This window comes from Vibrio sp. YYF0003 (assembly GCF_036350715.1).
Taxonomy (GTDB): domain Bacteria; phylum Pseudomonadota; class Gammaproteobacteria; order Enterobacterales; family Vibrionaceae; genus Vibrio; species Vibrio natriegens.
In genome coordinates, this window is the sequence record NZ_JAZDWA010000005.1 from 178,142 (window position 1) to 193,253 (window position 15,112).

Below are 15,112 nucleotides of genomic sequence, written 5' to 3' on the forward strand. Positions count from 1 at the left end.
GAGCGTTTGAGCATAAAAATGTTAATCAAACTCTTAATTTTTGTTAAATAGCGCATCTTTTAATCATAAAGGAAACTTACCGATCATCATTTTTTGAAGTTTAAGGTGTGATGCTTCATTCATGTTACCGATGCGTACATGAATGGGAAACTGGTAAGAGGAGTTTTGTGATGCTGCTGCGTGAAAGGTGATTTGTTGCACTGGTTTAGCATAATAAGTAACCCTAAATAGTTAGATCTTATAAGGAGTTATACGGGCTCTATTAAAGGGGGGGAGTAAGCGACATTCCCGTTTTAGACCGGGATACGTGCTCGCAGAAGCCCAGTTTTGTCTAAACTCGCGTCTAATTTATGCTGCGCCATTGGGGAGGTGCTATCACGTTAGTCACTTTGTGTTCGTCGGATTAATTTTGCGATTTGGTGAGAGAATGCTCTTTTTCAAACATCCACAACATTAACGAAATATGCGTAAAGTTGAACGAAGTTCTAACTAATGAGTTCTAATTAACTGTATTTACTACAATTTAATTCTTATGCAACATTTGTCACAGAAATAGAGTTTTAACTTCATACAATGCGATAAGTTTCGAACGAATGTTTGTTTTGTTTCGTTTTTGTTTTTGGGTTTCTTACCATCGCATTATAAATAATGAGGTTCCTATGTTTGGAATATTCAAACCTAAGGCGCACATCGATCGTCTATCCCCGGACAGTATTGATAGCACCTACTCTCGTCTACGTTGGCAACTTTTCATTGGTATTTTTGTCGGCTATGCGGGCTATTATCTGGTCCGAAAAAACTTTAGTTTGGCGATGCCGTACCTAATTGAACAGGGCTTTAGCCGTGGTGATCTCGGGGTTGCGCTTGCGGCCGTATCTATCGCATATGGACTGTCTAAGTTCCTGATGGGCAGTGTTTCTGACCGTTCTAACCCTCGTTACTTCCTCAGTGGCGGTTTGTTGATGTCTGCGCTTGTCATGTTCTGCTTTGGTTTTATGCCGTGGGCGACGGGCAGTGTAACCGCGATGTTTATTCTGCTGTTTTTAAACGGTTGGTTCCAAGGTATGGGATGGCCAGCTTGTGGGCGAACCATGGTTCACTGGTGGTCACGCAAAGAGCGTGGTGAGATTGTTTCGGTTTGGAACGTTGCCCATAACGTGGGTGGCGGTTTGATCGGGCCACTATTTATCCTTGGTCTTTGGGCTTTTAACGACGACTGGCGTACCGCATTTTACGTTCCTGCTTTTTTTGCCACGTTGGTCGCGGTCTTTATCTGGATGACGGTTCGAGATACTCCTCAATCTTGTGGTCTTCCTTCGATTGAAGAGTACAAAGATGACTACCCTGATGATTACGATAAATCTCACGAACAGGAAATGACGGCGAAGGAAATATTCTTCAAGTATGTGTTCAACAACAAGCTGTTATGGTCGATTGCGATTGCCAACGCGTTTGTTTATTTGATTCGCTACGGCGTGTTGGACTGGGCACCGGTATACCTAAAAGAAGCGAAGGATTTCTCGGTCGATAAATCGTCGTGGGCTTACTTCCTGTATGAGTGGGCGGGTATCCCTGGCACGCTATTGTGTGGTTGGATTTCTGACAAGATATTCAAAGGTCGTCGTGCTCCTGCGGGTATTCTGTTTATGGCTCTTGTGACTGTTGCGGTTCTGGTTTACTGGTTTAATCCAGCAGGCAATCCGACGGTAGACATGCTGGCTCTGATTGCGATTGGCTTCTTGATTTATGGCCCTGTCATGTTGATTGGTTTGTACGCTCTTGAGTTAGCGCCGAAGAAAGCAGCAGGCACAGCGGCGGGTCTGACAGGATTGTTCGGTTACTTAGGTGGTGCCGTGGCAGCAAACGCCATTCTTGGTTACACGGTTGACCACTTTGGCTGGGATGGAGGTTTTATCATCCTAATCGGCTCATGTATCACTTCTATTGTGTGTTTGACCTATGCATTTTTAGGCGAACGAGCACATCACGATCAGAAAGCGCGCGAAAAGGAAGCAGTAGCGTAATATTTATTTAAAGAGGCAGTGGAATACTGCCTCTTCGCTTTATCAAGGAAATATCAATGAAAACAACGTCAGTATGTCTAACATTCTTAGCTCTGAGCTTATCAGCCGGAGCGATTGCCAAACCACTAGTTATTGCTCACCGAGGCGCCTCCGGTTATCTACCAGAGCATACGTTAGAAGCCAAAGCGCTTGCTTATGCCATGAAACCAGATTACATCGAACAAGATGTCGTGATGACCAAAGATGATCAGTTGGTGGTATTGCATGACCATTACCTAGACCGAGTTACCGATGTTGCAGAGCGTTTTCCCGATCGCGCACGTAAAGATGGCCGTTACTACGCGATTGACTTTACTCTGGCAGAAATAAAATCGTTACGAGTGACAGAAGGGTTCAATATCGATGACAACGGTAATAAGGTTGCAGGGTATCCAACTCGATTCCCAATGTGGAAATCTGATTTTACTGTCCCTACGTTTGCTGAAGAAATCGAGTTAATTCAGGGACTAAACAAAACTCTGGGTTACGACATCGGTATCTACCCGGAAATCAAAGCACCTTGGTTCCACCGTCATGAAGGGAAAGACATTTCAAAAGCGGTTCTGAAAGTTTTGAAACAGTATGGCTATGATTCGCAAGACGACAACGTGTATCTGCAGTGTTTTGACGCCAACGAACTTCAACGTATCAACAGCGAGTTGATGCCAGAAATGGGGATGGATCTAAAGCTTGTTCAGCTGATGGCCTACACCGACTGGAATGAAACTATGGTCTACAAGGGCGATACTGCAACGCCATATGACTACGATTGGATGTTCGAGGCGGGTGGTATGAAGAAAGTCGCCAGTTATGCAGAGGGGATTGGCCCTTGGAAACCGATGCTGGTGGATGATAAATCAACCCAAGATAACATCATTATCAAACCACTGATGAAAGCAGCAAAAGATGCCGGTTTACAGGTGCATCCTTATACTTTCCGTGCCGATCCGGGTCGTATTCCTGCTTACACCGATAGCTTCGAAGGCATGATGGATGTCTTCTATAATCAGGTGAAAGTCGATGGTTTGTTTACAGATTTCCCAGACAAAGCGGTAAGTTTCTTGAGTAAGTAACGGATATCGCAAAGTGACAGAAACAAAAATCCCCCAACCGTTTCCGGCTGGGGGATTTTTATATTCTAATTCAAAAAAATTAGTTGTTTGAGTGCAGTTCGCTGTTCAGTTCAACCGCGCTCTTGTTTGCAAGACACTCAACCTGACCTGTTTGAGAGTTACGACGGAATAGCAGGTCAGATACGCCAGCAAGGTCGCGAGCTTTAACGATTTCTACTTCGTTACCTTCTTTATCCAGCATACGAACTTTAGTACCAGCAGTTACGTACAGGCCTGACTCAAGAGTACAACGGTCGCCCAGTGGGAAGCCAAGACCCGCGTTCGCGCCTAGTAGTGAGTTCTCACCGATAGAAACAACCACAGTACCGCCACCTGATAGTGTACCCATGATAGAAGCACCACCACCGATATCTGAACCGTTACCAACCACAACACCAGCAGAAATACGGCCTTCAACCATGCTCACGCCTGTTGTACCTGCGTTGAAGTTGATGAAACCTTCGTGCATAACTGTTGTACCTTCGCCCACGTGTGCGCCAAGACGTACACGAGATGTGTCAGCGATACGAATACCAGTTGGTACCACGTAGTCGACCATTTTAGGGAACTTGTCGACACAATCTACGCTTAGCGTGCGACCAGCCAGACGAGCTTCGATTTGACGATCTGCCAGTTCAGGCAGGTCGATTGGGCCTTCGTTTGTCCATGCGATGTTGTGTAGCAGACCGAAGATGCCATCCAGAACGGTGCCGTGTGGCTTAACCAGACGGTTAGAGATAAGTTGTAGCTTTAGGAAACCTTCAGCAACAGATTGTGGCTGCTCGTCAGAAGCTAGGATAACCAAAACAAGTGGTTGTGCAGATTCTGCTGCTTTAGTTGCGAAAGATGCGTTTGCAGCATCGCCGTTTGCTTCGAAAGCTGCTGCAAGTTCTGCGCTTTGTGCTGCAGAGATCTCGATAGCTTGGTTGCCTTGCTCGTATCCAGCTACTGCCGCTAGCGCGTTTACTAGCTCGTCGCTTGGGTTAAGAACTGGGTTTGGAAAAAACGCTTCGATGATTTTACCGTCACGGTTTTTAGTTGCCGTACCAAAGGCTAGAGAAAAGAAAGCCATAGTTGATCTCCGTCTGTTGAGTCTGGTCTCGTCGTTCGCTGACAAGAAATTAATTATGCCAATCACAGTAAATAAGGGTTCAGAGATTGCGCTGGAAAAATGCTTGAGGACAAGGCAAAAATTTTTTGATGAGTAGTTACTCTACAATCAAAATTTTTAACGCAGTTATCACGCATTTTAACAAGCTAGAACGACCGGTTATTTACTACGATTGATATCAGTTGATAGTCATCATAAAGACACTGTTGGGGAGTTTAAAGAGGTGAAATACAGAAAGTCTGTAGATGGATACCTTTTGTCTTTTAAGAGATATGTCTGTCTGATGAGAAATGTAACCTAAACGCAGCATCTCGCTTGAACAGTAAGAAGTCCAAGGCTCTGAAATGAAACAAGCCAAGTCAAAAAGACTTGGCTTTGTGAACTAACAAGTTACTCGGATATTATCCATCCAGAAGATGGGAATTACTTAACCCTGACCAGTTCAGGTTGCGCATATTCCCAACTAGTCGTGTAGTCATTCAGTGATTTAATCATGTAGATTTCTCCGCCATCAGCGACAAAGGCAAACTGAATATGCTCTTCACCTGTCCCCCATGAACCTTCACGATTGGTTGCCGCAAAACTTTTTGTGACGGTGTTGCTAACTTTGTCAATCACACGGAGCTGGCGACTTTGCTCGCCTTCAGCAATCACATATTCGCTGCCTGTATCAATAAATGCAGTGATTGATGGTTTGTAAGTGTCACTCCAGTTAGATAGGGGAAGTCGACCTGCCCACTGCAAATCTAAGCGGTTGCCATCCTTTAGCGTATAGTAGTTGCCGTCGCCATCGATATAATGGTCACCTGCTTTATCAAACCAGAATACCCCGCCGTGTGAATAGTTTCCATGGTACTCATCTTCAGTATTCTGCAAGTTCCATTGCCCTGACTCAACGAATACGCCAGTAAAACTTTGTGGCGAAAGATTGGCCTCTAAGCCTAACAATACGTCCCCGTTATTACCCAGTTTAATATCGGGGGAATACCAATAGACTCCTTCAGAGATCTCACTGCTTTTCGTGGAAATATCGATCACTTCTAGGTTTGAACCCGCAGCAAATAGATCATCACGACGCACAGCAATGCTTGGAGAATTATAACTTGTAGAGATCTGTTGGCGGGTTGGCGTCGCTAAATCTGCGGAATTAAAATCAAATACTTCAGCTTGATATTCCGTCGCGACAACAACTCGACCTTGTTTGGCAAGAGTATCAACAGTCAGAGAAACAGGCTGGTTAGAAAGGCTAAAGTTTTGTGTTTCACCCGTTGCTAAATCATATACATACAACTGATTAGTTGGTGAATCTGAAGTCATCACTAACAGGTTTAAGCCTGGAACGTAGGCCGCTTGTAACACTTCATACCCGAACTTCAAGCGTTCGTTTACCGCTAGCGCGTTACTTAAGGCTTGTGTTGGTGCTTCAATCACAAAGTCCATTGGCACCTGAAGTGGGCTACCTGATACAGGGTAATCACACTGCTCGTCGTAACATACATTGAGTTCTAAATCGCCACTATAATCGCCAACAGCGAGGTTATGTGGCAACTTTAAGTCAATTAAAGCAGCGTATTCATCATAGGATTTTGGTGTCAGAGATAGCTGGTTGACCCGCACTTCACCGTCTGAACGTGATAGCTTGAGCTGATCGCCATGGTTACCACGAAGACGGATGGTGCGCTGCTTGAGATTATTATCTACGAGAGCGTTGGTTGCCGCGTGATAGTGGATCGTCTCGTTTTCTAACAGGATCGCCTGTTCGTTAAGTTCGACACTATAGTTAATCGTTGCGTTAATTGGAGAGCCAGGAACATGCTCATTACAATACTCATCAAAGCAGGCCAGCATAGAAATCTGATGTTGGGTTGTGCCATTGCCTGCTTTGTAGCCAGGCTCTAAGTCAATCTTTAGTATCCCGCCAGTTTCAGAAGTAAACACAATCTCAGCGTTTTTCACCAGAGGACTTTCTGAAGCAACACCCACATGGATCTGTTGTGCGGTCACTCCTTTTGAATCAAATGCGATATGCGCAGTTAATGGCAACATCGTATGACCGACAATATCGACCGTCGGCTGTGGGCTGAACACGCGAATATTACCGCTGCTATCACTACCACCGCCACCACCTCCGCAGCCGACCAAAAATAACGCAATAACCAAAGAACTAAATTTGTACATAATTTCACCTCTCTGAAAAGTGCCGATATTTTGTACTGCCAATTCATTAACAACAACAATTAGTTACCGTCAAATAGGGCGGCTGGTGCGAATTTCGAGTCATATCAATTAATGGGCAGGATGTCACAATTTTGGATGGCAGTTACTCAACTAAAAGGGATGATTTCAGCCTAGGAAAGAAGTTTTAGGTGGGTGTTTTTACTAAACTAAATGCGTATTGAATATTTTAATTTAGAGCAAGTGAGGCCTTGTTTACATGTTTCATCTGCGGTCTACAGGCATAAAAAAACGCCACAAGATGCGGCGTTTTTTGAAAAGCTTGGAAATCTTATGCGGCGTCTTCGTTTTTGTCTTCTTCAACAGCTTCAAGTTTCTTCGCTTTCTTTGGTGTAGGTCTACGTTTTGCACCTAAAGCATAAAGCACTTCTTCTTTGTTTTGCGCAAGGAACATGGCAAGATCTTCCTGCTTATCTTCCTCTTCAAGAAGTTCACTCTTACCTAGCAGAGAGAATAGCTCGTCCGCCATATCCAGCATTTTGTCATATGCGTCAGCTTCCGCTTTAGAGGTAAAAGTCATTTTCTCTTCTCCATTGCGTTCTACCACGTACTTGACTATTACAGCCATGGTTAGTCCCCTAATTTGGTGAATTGATACTGGCTTTTTATACAGTTTTTAACCAGCTAAGTCTAGAGCAGTAAAGCCTGGTGAGTTAAGAATGCGAAGCGAGTAGAGCTAACTGACCAGCTATTGAACTATTTATTATTTACGGGAGACTGCCAACTCTGGCAAAACTCGATAAAGGTTTTTAGCAGTGGACTTTGATATTTTTCTTTGTGCACTAATAGCCAGAACCGACGTTTCATATCCAGCGGCATTTCAAGAACCTTTACGCGACCTTCGCGAATTGCCGGATCGGCTGATAAACGTGACAAACAGCCAAGCCCTAAACCTGCAGATACGGAGTTGATGAGTGCTTCAGTGGTATTGAGCTGAAATGCCTCGTGCCAGTGCTCTAGACGAGGTGCGATGACACGCAAAAAGAACTCACGTGACCCAGAACCTGCCTCGCGCAATATCCATTCGCTATTTTCCAGCTCTGCCAGATTCATCATTCCCTCGTGCGCTGCGGGATACTCTGGCGAGCAGATCACGCACATCTCATCTTCACTAAATTGTGACGACTGAAGCTCGGGGTGCAGTGTTTTGCCTTCGATCAGGGCGATATCCAGCTCGTAGTCGGTCAATTTGTCACATATTTGCGCCGAGTTTGAGATAAACAGGCTTTGAGAACGGTGGTTGGTGTGCTGGCGAAATGCGCTTAAGAGAAAAGGAGCGACTTGATTGCCGATGGTATCACTCGCTCCAATTCGTAGTTGCCCGGTTAGGGCGTGATCACCTTCAAAAATGCTCTCAATATCTTTAGCACGGTTTAATAACTCATCCGCTAAGGGCAGCAACTTTTGCCCTTCTTGATTGAGAATCAATCGGTTATTGACCCGATCAAACAGATGATGACCGATCTGCTTTTCCAGTTCAGACAGCGCCATACTTACCGCCGCTTTAGAAAGGAAGAGGCTCTCAGAGGCGGCCGTCAGCGTTTTGTGCTGAGTGATGGTGGTAAATACCTTGAGCTGTTTAAGAGAAATATGACTTGCCATAGAATTATGTTTAGTAAACCTGAACGTATGTTCTAAATAATTAGATAGTTTGGAACGAAGTGCAAGCGTATTATTAGCCACATCGAGACTGGCTCTGATAGAGGTTGTGATGATTCAGAAAACAAAAGCAAAACTAATCGACGCACCGACTCCGATGGCGGGGTTAGCACTTGGTATTGCGAGTTTGGGTTGGAGTTGGGAAAACTTCGCTGAATTACATGGCTATGGACAGTGGGTGAGTGCTGGCATTGCCAGTGTATTGCTGACCATTTTGGCGATTAAATTCATTCTACATCATCAATTGTTAAGGCAGGACCTTGCGCACCCAGTCGTGGGAAGCGTTGTACCAACATTTGCAATGGGAACGATGGTGGTTTCTAACTCATTAGGTCAGTGGTTACCGCTTGCGGGTGACGCACTCTGGCTGGTCGCGGTTGTTCTGCACATCGTGTTTTTAGTGAGTTTTGTTTACCATCGAGCAAAAGAGTTTGAATTGCACCACATGGTTCCAAGCTGGTTTGTACCACCTGTAGGCATCATCGTTGCAGATGTGTCGTTCTCGGGTAATCCGGTTTTAGCACCAGTGGCTCAAGGCGCGTTGATGTTTGGCATGGTAGCGTATGCGATCATGTTACCGATGATGATTTACCGTTTCATGTTTACCCATGAAATTCCAGATGCAGCGAAACCAACGATGGCAATCATGGCTGCGCCAGCGAGCCTGTCTTTGGCGGGTTATCTAACCGTCACTGCGACGCCATCGCCAGTGATCATCGCTATGCTATTTGGTATCGCGGTATTGATGACAGCGATCATCTACCTAGCATTCTTTAAATTACTCAGACTGCCATTTAGCCCAGGCTATGCAGCGTTCACTTTCCCAATGGTGATAGGTGCGACAGCGCTGTTTAAAATGGCGAACTGGATGGAGACACAAGGTTTAGCATCGGATTATGTTCAACAAGTTCGAGGCTTAGCGGGTCTTGAACTGATTGTGGCGACATTTGTTGTCTCTTATGTGGCATTACAATACATCAACAACTTGTTGATTCAGCCTCGCTTAATACAAGCGCATCACGCCTAAATAGCAAGATATGAAAAAGCCTCTTGGTGTTACCACCTAGAGGCTTTTTTACTTTTAAGGGGAAGCGAATATGGATTCAGCCTTTTTTATAAAAGCGCGACATCTCGTCGAGAAAATGACGAATAATATTAACCGGAATATGGTGTTCTTTTTCGACGTTTAACTGGTTGTCCAGTTGCTGAGAATGACCGCCTGGGTTTACCACCAGCATCAAATCTTTTCCGATCAAAGCATAGTTATAGTAACTGCCCGCGATGTACCAATCACGAGGGGCAGAGCTATCCAGTAAGTTGTGGCCCACGCTGTAGGCGCTTGTTTTACCCTGAACATCAAACAGCATATTCATCATGGTTGGTACGACGTCAAAATGCGTAGTACGGTAATCAATTTTCTCAGGTTGATGATTGGGTATGGATACGTAAAGAGGAACATGCACCTGAACGTCACTGTAGTTCCCCGTATGGCCCCAGTAGTTCATCTTGTGATCGTTAAACTCCTCGCCATGGTCAGAAGAAATCACCACGATAGTGTTGTCTAAATCGACGCTCTTCAGTACTTCACCAATCAAACTATCGATGTAATACAACGAGTTTTTGTAGCGGTTGTGATAAAGCGAAGCGTCAAAATCGTTGTTTAAAAGAATGTGATCGACGCGTTCCCAGTACGGTTTGAATTTAGCGAACTCAGGTTCTGGGAACAATGTGCCGTGGGCAGAATCATAGAACAGAAAGCCAAAGTATGGCTGTTCACTGTCCTGCTTTTGGAACTCGATGAACTTATCCGTGATCTGTTGATCTCGTTCTACTGCCGTTTCACCTGTCTGTTTCAGGGTTAAGTCGGGTACTTTTTTGAATACCGTGCGAGAAAGCGGTGGGCTGGTCAATGGTGCAGAGCCAAAAATACCCATGCGGTAGCCTTCTTGTTGCAGTGTATCCATAAATAGTGGGGATCGTTGGCTCGCGTAAAAGCTTTCCCAATAGGTGGCAGGTAAACTATAAAATAGGCTAAAGATGCCAGCTTGAGTCGAGTTACCACCGCTCATATGTTGAGTAAAACTCACTGTTTGTTTAGCGAACTCACTGACATTTGGCATGACTTCAGGGGTTGCATCACTGTAGCGCCAAGCATCCACCAAAATAAATAAAACGTTTGGGAGTGTCTTTTTACTTTGCACTTGAACAGGCTCAAGCGGATAGTTTAGAGAGCTACTTTCCACATTGGATAACTCCACCCGGTTCTTCGACGCGATACTTTCATCAACAAGGTTGTGTTTGTAGATAAATTTACGAGCAGTAAGCGGATAGTAAAGCGGCCAGTTGTTCGAATACTGACTGACTTCATCATCGTAAAGTGCGTTTTTGTACGCATGGATCATTTGTGTGCTAAGCAACATGGCAAACCACGCACTGATCAACAAGAACTTTGCTCGGCTTTCTGCGAGCTTATTACTCAGCCAAACGGTACATGCAAGTCCTAGTACTAGAACGGTGACTTCACTGCCGAAAATGAGCCAGCTCATCCAGGAAATATCAAACACATCGCTACCACCCTCAAAAAACATGCGGATTAATAGAGCATTGATGTGGAATTTATATTGTTGAAAAACAAGGATATCGACTTTGAATATGATCAGAAGGCAGATAGAGATAGCGATAACGATGCCTTTGAACAAACGAGTCGGTAGAAAAGAGAGCAATAAACTCAACAACATAAATGGAAGAACAACCAAACCGAGCCACCCAAATTGAGTGGAAGCTAAGTAATAACCTTGCAATAAGGTTAGCGGTTCATTCTGATTGCTAGACAACACGAACGGATAGCAAGTGATAGACAGATACACTGCAAAGCAAGCAAAAAAAGCAATCAGCCAAGCGCTGTTGGACGACGGTTTGCGAATCATACTTTTCATATTTATAAATTATAGGTGGTTAGATTATAAAACAGTGTTTTTTATTTTGGAATGGATGTGAACAATGTCACGTTATGTGTGGGTTTAATCGGAGCTTATTACGTCATTGAAAAGTAGTGTTTTATGCTCAAACTGCGTGATATCTAGCCTTTTGTTATTCCAAGTAAAGAGAACACTGCGGGTTTAAATAGCGCTGTGCTAAGCTAGCTAACAGTTTCAATCGGCACTCGGTGTTCCCAATTTGTTTACTGTTTATCACTCCAACCAAGTTGACGTTCTCAAATCACTTCTAGTTGAACTGATTCGCATCAGTCCGCTGGAAAACCCGTTCGAAAAAGAACAAATACTGGTTCAAAGCCCCGGTATGTCTCAGTGGTTAAAAATGGAACTGGCCAAAGAGTTTGGAGTGGCGGCGAACATCGATTTTCCGCTCCCTGCGACCTTCATTTGGGAAATGTTCACTCAGGTATTGCCTGATGTGCCAAAACGTAGTGCATTTAACAAAGAAGCCATGACGTGGAAGTTGATGCACCTGTTGCCAGGGCTTCTAAACCAAGAGACGTTTTCACCGTTGGCGCAATATCTCAAAGACGACAGTGATAACTCCAAGCTGTATCAGCTGGCAGAAAAAATTGCCGATATATTTGATGGCTACCTGGTATACCGTCCGGAATGGATCGCCAGCTGGGAAGCGGGTCAGAGTGTGCCAGAGCTGGAAGACGAGCATCCGTGGCAGCCAATTTTGTGGCAAGCATTGTACGACCACACGGTTTCTCTGGGGCAGTCTCCTTATCACCGAGCTAACCTTTATGAACACTTTATCGACACGTTAGAGAACTTTAACGGCTACTTCGATCATTTGCCCAAGCGTTTGTTTGTTTTTGGTATCTCCTCTTTACCACCACGTTACATGGATGCGCTAAAAGCGATTGGCGAACACATCGACGTGCATTTGATGTTCACCAATCCATGTCGTTATTACTGGGGTGAGGTTCGAGATCGCAAGTACCTGGCTCGCTTGGCAGCGAAACATCGTCAGCATGTAGTTTGGCAGGATGACCACTCTGAAGTGCAAGGTGAAACCGAGCAGTTGAAAGGGTCTGTAGAAGATAATGTGCTCGACGAACTGCACACTGATGTGGTCGGAAACAGTCTATTGGCTTCGATGGGGAAACTTGGCCGCGATAACATGTATCTGCTTTCTCAACTGGAGTCCCATGAGATTGAAGCGTTTGTTGATGTCGAGCGTGATAGTCTGCTCCATCAACTGCAAGCGGATATTTTAAACCTTGAAGAACACCAGGACGACCAGCAGATTGAGCATAGTGGCCACAAGCAAGTGGTTAGTCTGGGCGACAAATCGCTAAGTCTACACGCTTGTCACAGTCCAATGCGTGAAGTCGAAGTGCTTCATGATCAACTTCTGGCGATGTTCGATGCTGACCCAACGTTAAAGCCACGCGATATTATCGTCATGGTTGCGGACATCAACGCCTACAGTCCCGCAATTCAAGCAGTATTTGGTAATGCGCCGGGTGAGCGTTTTATTCCATATTCGATTTCAGACCGAACGGCGGATCAGGAGAGCCCGATTCTTGCGGCATTTATGCAGTTGGTAAACCTACCGAACACGCGCTGCTTGGCATCGGAATTACTTGAACTGCTGGAAACTCCGGCGATATTGAAGCGTTTTGAGCTAAGTGAAGACGATTTCTTACAAGCCAAACAGTGGGTTGAAGCCTCGGGTATTCGTTGGGGATTGGATGCCAATACCGGACGCGAATTTGAACTGCCGGAAACGCGTCAAAACACCTGGCAGTTTGGCATTCAGCGAATGTTACTGGGTTATGCGATGCCAGAGTCGGCAGGTTTGTTTGAAACCGAGCAAGGCAGTTTGTCTCCGTACAACGAAGTGCAAGGCATGGGCGCAGAGCTTGTGGGTAAGTTAGCGCACTTTATCCAACAAGTCAGCACTTATCGCCGCAAACTCTCTCATGTTCAGACGATTGATGGCTGGCGAGAAACTTTAGTTACACTGCTGGATGACTTCTTCTCAGTCGAGTTAGAAGGCGAAATGGCGCTCAAATCCATTCGCGATACGCTTAGCCAGTTGAAAGAACAGCTCGCCGATGCCGCATTCGAAGAGGTATTGTCACCAGCAATCATCAGCCAATATTTGCAAGATAAACTGTCCGGTACGCGAGTCAGCCAGCGTTTCCTTGCCGGGCAAGTGAACTTCTGTACCCTGATGCCAATGCGTTCCATTCCATTCAGAACCGTATGTCTGCTTGGAATGAATGATGGCGTGTATCCGCGTTCCATGCCGCCGGAAGGTTTTGACTTGATGACGGGCAGAACTAAGCCGGGTGACCGTTCTCGCCGAGATGATGACCGTTACCTGTTCTTAGAAGCAATGTTGTCCGCACAGCAAACGCTGTACATCAGTTATGTCGGTCGTTCGATTCAAGACAACACCGAGCGCGTACCGTCAGTGCTGGTTTCTGAGTTGATGGAATACTGTCACCAAAATTACTGTTTAGGCGGTGATGAAGGTTTACCGGTTGATGAGTCTGGCGACAACTTATTGAAAGCGTTGGTCAATACGCACGCCATGGTGCCATTTAGCCCAAGTGCCTTTCAGGGGATGCACTCCAGCTACGCCAAAGAGTGGATTCCCGCGGCGTTAACCCAGAGTAGCCAATCTCAAGGCTACGTTCGTCATGACTTTAATCGCGCATTGGACGATTATCTGCTGGGAGCCACGTTCCCACTAGAGCTCGATTTAGTCGAGCTGCAACGTTTCTGGCGCTTACCAGTACAGTACTTTTTTAATCGCCGCTTAAAAGTGGTATTTGAGCCACCATTGCCAGTCATGGAAGATGATGAGCCATTTGTACTCGGTGGGCTGGAAAGCTATCAAATGCGTGATGAGCTGTTAGAAACCTTGCTCGAAACCACGTTGACACAGCCAGAGAAGAAAACAGATGTGCTTAAGCACTTTATGAGTCAACAACGTGCACAAGGTAAGTTACCAGTCGGTGCGTTTGGTGATATCGAGTTTGAAACTAACCGAGTTCAGGCTGAAGAGCTGGTGGACAAACTGGCGTTTCTATCTGGCGCACCGCAAGACGATTTAGAAATCGACCTGACCTTTGACTCGTTATTCGAAGGCAATGAAGGCGATGAGAAAAAAGTTCGCCTGACAGGCTGGCTTACTCAGTGTTACCAATCCGGGTTGATTCGCTACCGTAGCGGTAGGGTTCGTTCACAGGATTATCTGGCCGCTTGGATTGATCATCTTGCCATGTCAGCTTCGGGTCATGCCAAGAAAACCCATATTATTGGCTATGACCGCAAAGAAGGTGCGGTTCATTTAATCTACCCTGAAATTGCTGACGCGCAGTATGCCAAGCAATTACTTACGGAATTGGTTCGTCTGTTCTTTGAAGGCATGACTAAGCCTTTGCCTTATTTCCCGCAAACGGCGTTAGCATGTGTTGAAGCCGGATTTAGTCGTGGACACTGGGCTGACGACGAAGAAAAATCTTTGAAGAAAATGGCAGATACATTCAACGATGGCTACATGAGTTCAGGCGAAGGAAACAATGCGTATATTGCACGTATTTGGCCAGCTTGGAATGATGATTTGGCGAAAGAAGTACGCTTATTGACGGCGTTGGTGCTACAAGGTGCGCGTTTAGCGGTTCAAGATGCGGACGATATAAAAGCGTAGCAAGGACAGTTGGATAGAGTAAAGGGAGAGTAGGGTGGCCGCCAGAAAATCATTATTTTGTGTAGGGCGTTCGCTGTACGGCCACAAGGTCAGAGGGACCATGATACTTTTGCTTAATTCATTTGAGTGTTGCCGCCTGAAAGGCTTGGCTTATCTCGTGAGGCGCATACTAACGGTGCAACAGATGGATAACCGTGAGAAAGATCCCACAAAGCCCTAAATTATCCAACTTGGTAAACATATAAATAGAATTTTTAACGATA

The 15,112-nt window shown here is 45.4% G+C and carries 9 protein-coding genes; 4 read left to right on the forward strand and 5 right to left on the reverse strand.

Annotated elements, in window-relative coordinates:
- Positions 1-659 precede the first annotated feature (659 nt).
- Positions 660-2,024, forward strand: a complete 1,365-nt coding sequence (gene glpT / locus V1U08_RS15605) for a glycerol-3-phosphate transporter (RefSeq protein WP_020334317.1) — start codon at positions 660-662, stop codon at positions 2,022-2,024.
- Between the two features lie 56 nt (positions 2,025-2,080).
- The gene (glpQ, locus tag V1U08_RS15610) at positions 2,081-3,136 is read left to right on the forward strand and encodes a glycerophosphodiester phosphodiesterase (RefSeq protein WP_330470972.1); all 1,056 of its coding nucleotides are present in this window, start codon (positions 2,081-2,083) and stop codon (positions 3,134-3,136) included.
- 79 nt (positions 3,137-3,215) lie between these two features.
- Here the strand turns inward: glpQ and dapD are convergent, their stop codons facing one another.
- The 4 genes from dapD to V1U08_RS15630 all read right to left on the reverse strand — a co-directional run bounded on the left by dapD (position 3,216) and on the right by V1U08_RS15630 (position 8,123).
- A complete protein-coding gene (gene dapD / locus V1U08_RS15615; protein ID WP_014232822.1) occupies positions 3,216-4,247 on the reverse strand; it encodes a 2,3,4,5-tetrahydropyridine-2,6-dicarboxylate N-succinyltransferase in 1,032 nt (343 codons plus the stop codon).
- 462 nt (positions 4,248-4,709) lie between these two features.
- Positions 4,710-6,464 carry a PKD domain-containing protein gene (locus V1U08_RS15620; protein ID WP_330470973.1) on the reverse strand — a complete coding sequence of 585 codons (1,755 nt, stop codon included), beginning with the start codon at positions 6,462-6,464 and terminating at the stop codon, positions 4,710-4,712.
- Between the two features lie 328 nt (positions 6,465-6,792).
- Positions 6,793-7,089 carry a YebG family protein gene (locus V1U08_RS15625; protein ID WP_330470974.1) on the reverse strand — a complete coding sequence of 99 codons (297 nt, stop codon included), beginning with the start codon at positions 7,087-7,089 and terminating at the stop codon, positions 6,793-6,795.
- A gap of 128 nt (positions 7,090-7,217) precedes the next feature.
- Positions 7,218-8,123 carry a LysR substrate-binding domain-containing protein gene (locus V1U08_RS15630; RefSeq protein WP_014232819.1) on the reverse strand — a complete coding sequence of 302 codons (906 nt, stop codon included), beginning with the start codon at positions 8,121-8,123 and terminating at the stop codon, positions 7,218-7,220.
- Between the two features lie 109 nt (positions 8,124-8,232).
- On the opposite strand from V1U08_RS15630, the gene V1U08_RS15635 reads away from it, so the two are divergent.
- On the forward strand, positions 8,233-9,207 hold the full coding sequence (locus V1U08_RS15635) for a TDT family transporter (protein WP_065297292.1): 975 nt from the start codon (positions 8,233-8,235) through the stop codon (positions 9,205-9,207).
- A 76-nt stretch (positions 9,208-9,283) separates the two neighbouring features.
- On the opposite strand, the gene V1U08_RS15640 is transcribed toward V1U08_RS15635, so the two are convergent.
- The gene (locus tag V1U08_RS15640) at positions 9,284-11,107 is read right to left on the reverse strand and encodes a DUF3413 domain-containing protein (RefSeq protein WP_330470975.1); all 1,824 of its coding nucleotides are present in this window, start codon (positions 11,105-11,107) and stop codon (positions 9,284-9,286) included.
- A gap of 250 nt (positions 11,108-11,357) precedes the next feature.
- Here V1U08_RS15640 and recC point away from each other — a divergent pair, with 250 nt between their 5' ends.
- Positions 11,358-14,849 (forward strand): exodeoxyribonuclease V subunit gamma, encoded by a 3,492-nt coding sequence (gene recC / locus V1U08_RS15645; RefSeq protein WP_330470976.1) that lies wholly within the window; start codon positions 11,358-11,360, stop codon positions 14,847-14,849.
- Positions 14,850-15,112 lie beyond the last annotated feature (263 nt).

Bases quoted from the DNA above. Each gene is read 5' to 3' on its own strand.
- V1U08_RS15625 (WP_330470974.1), bottom strand. From the start codon at position 7,089: ATGGCTGTAATAGTCAAGTACGTGGTAGAACGCAATGGAGAAGAGAAA.
- glpQ (WP_330470972.1), top strand. From the start codon at position 2,081: ATGAAAACAACGTCAGTATGTCTAACATTCTTAGCTCTGAGCTTATCA.
- V1U08_RS15640 (WP_330470975.1), bottom strand. From the start codon at position 11,107: ATGATTCGCAAACCGTCGTCCAACAGCGCTTGGCTGATTGCTTTTTTT.
- V1U08_RS15620 (WP_330470973.1), bottom strand. From the start codon at position 6,464: ATGTACAAATTTAGTTCTTTGGTTATTGCGTTATTTTTGGTCGGCTGC.
- V1U08_RS15635 (WP_065297292.1), top strand. From the start codon at position 8,233: ATGATTCAGAAAACAAAAGCAAAACTAATCGACGCACCGACTCCGATG.
- V1U08_RS15630 (WP_014232819.1), bottom strand. From the start codon at position 8,123: ATGGCAAGTCATATTTCTCTTAAACAGCTCAAGGTATTTACCACCATC.
- glpT (WP_020334317.1), top strand. From the start codon at position 660: ATGTTTGGAATATTCAAACCTAAGGCGCACATCGATCGTCTATCCCCG.
- dapD (WP_014232822.1), bottom strand. From the start codon at position 4,247: ATGGCTTTCTTTTCTCTAGCCTTTGGTACGGCAACTAAAAACCGTGAC.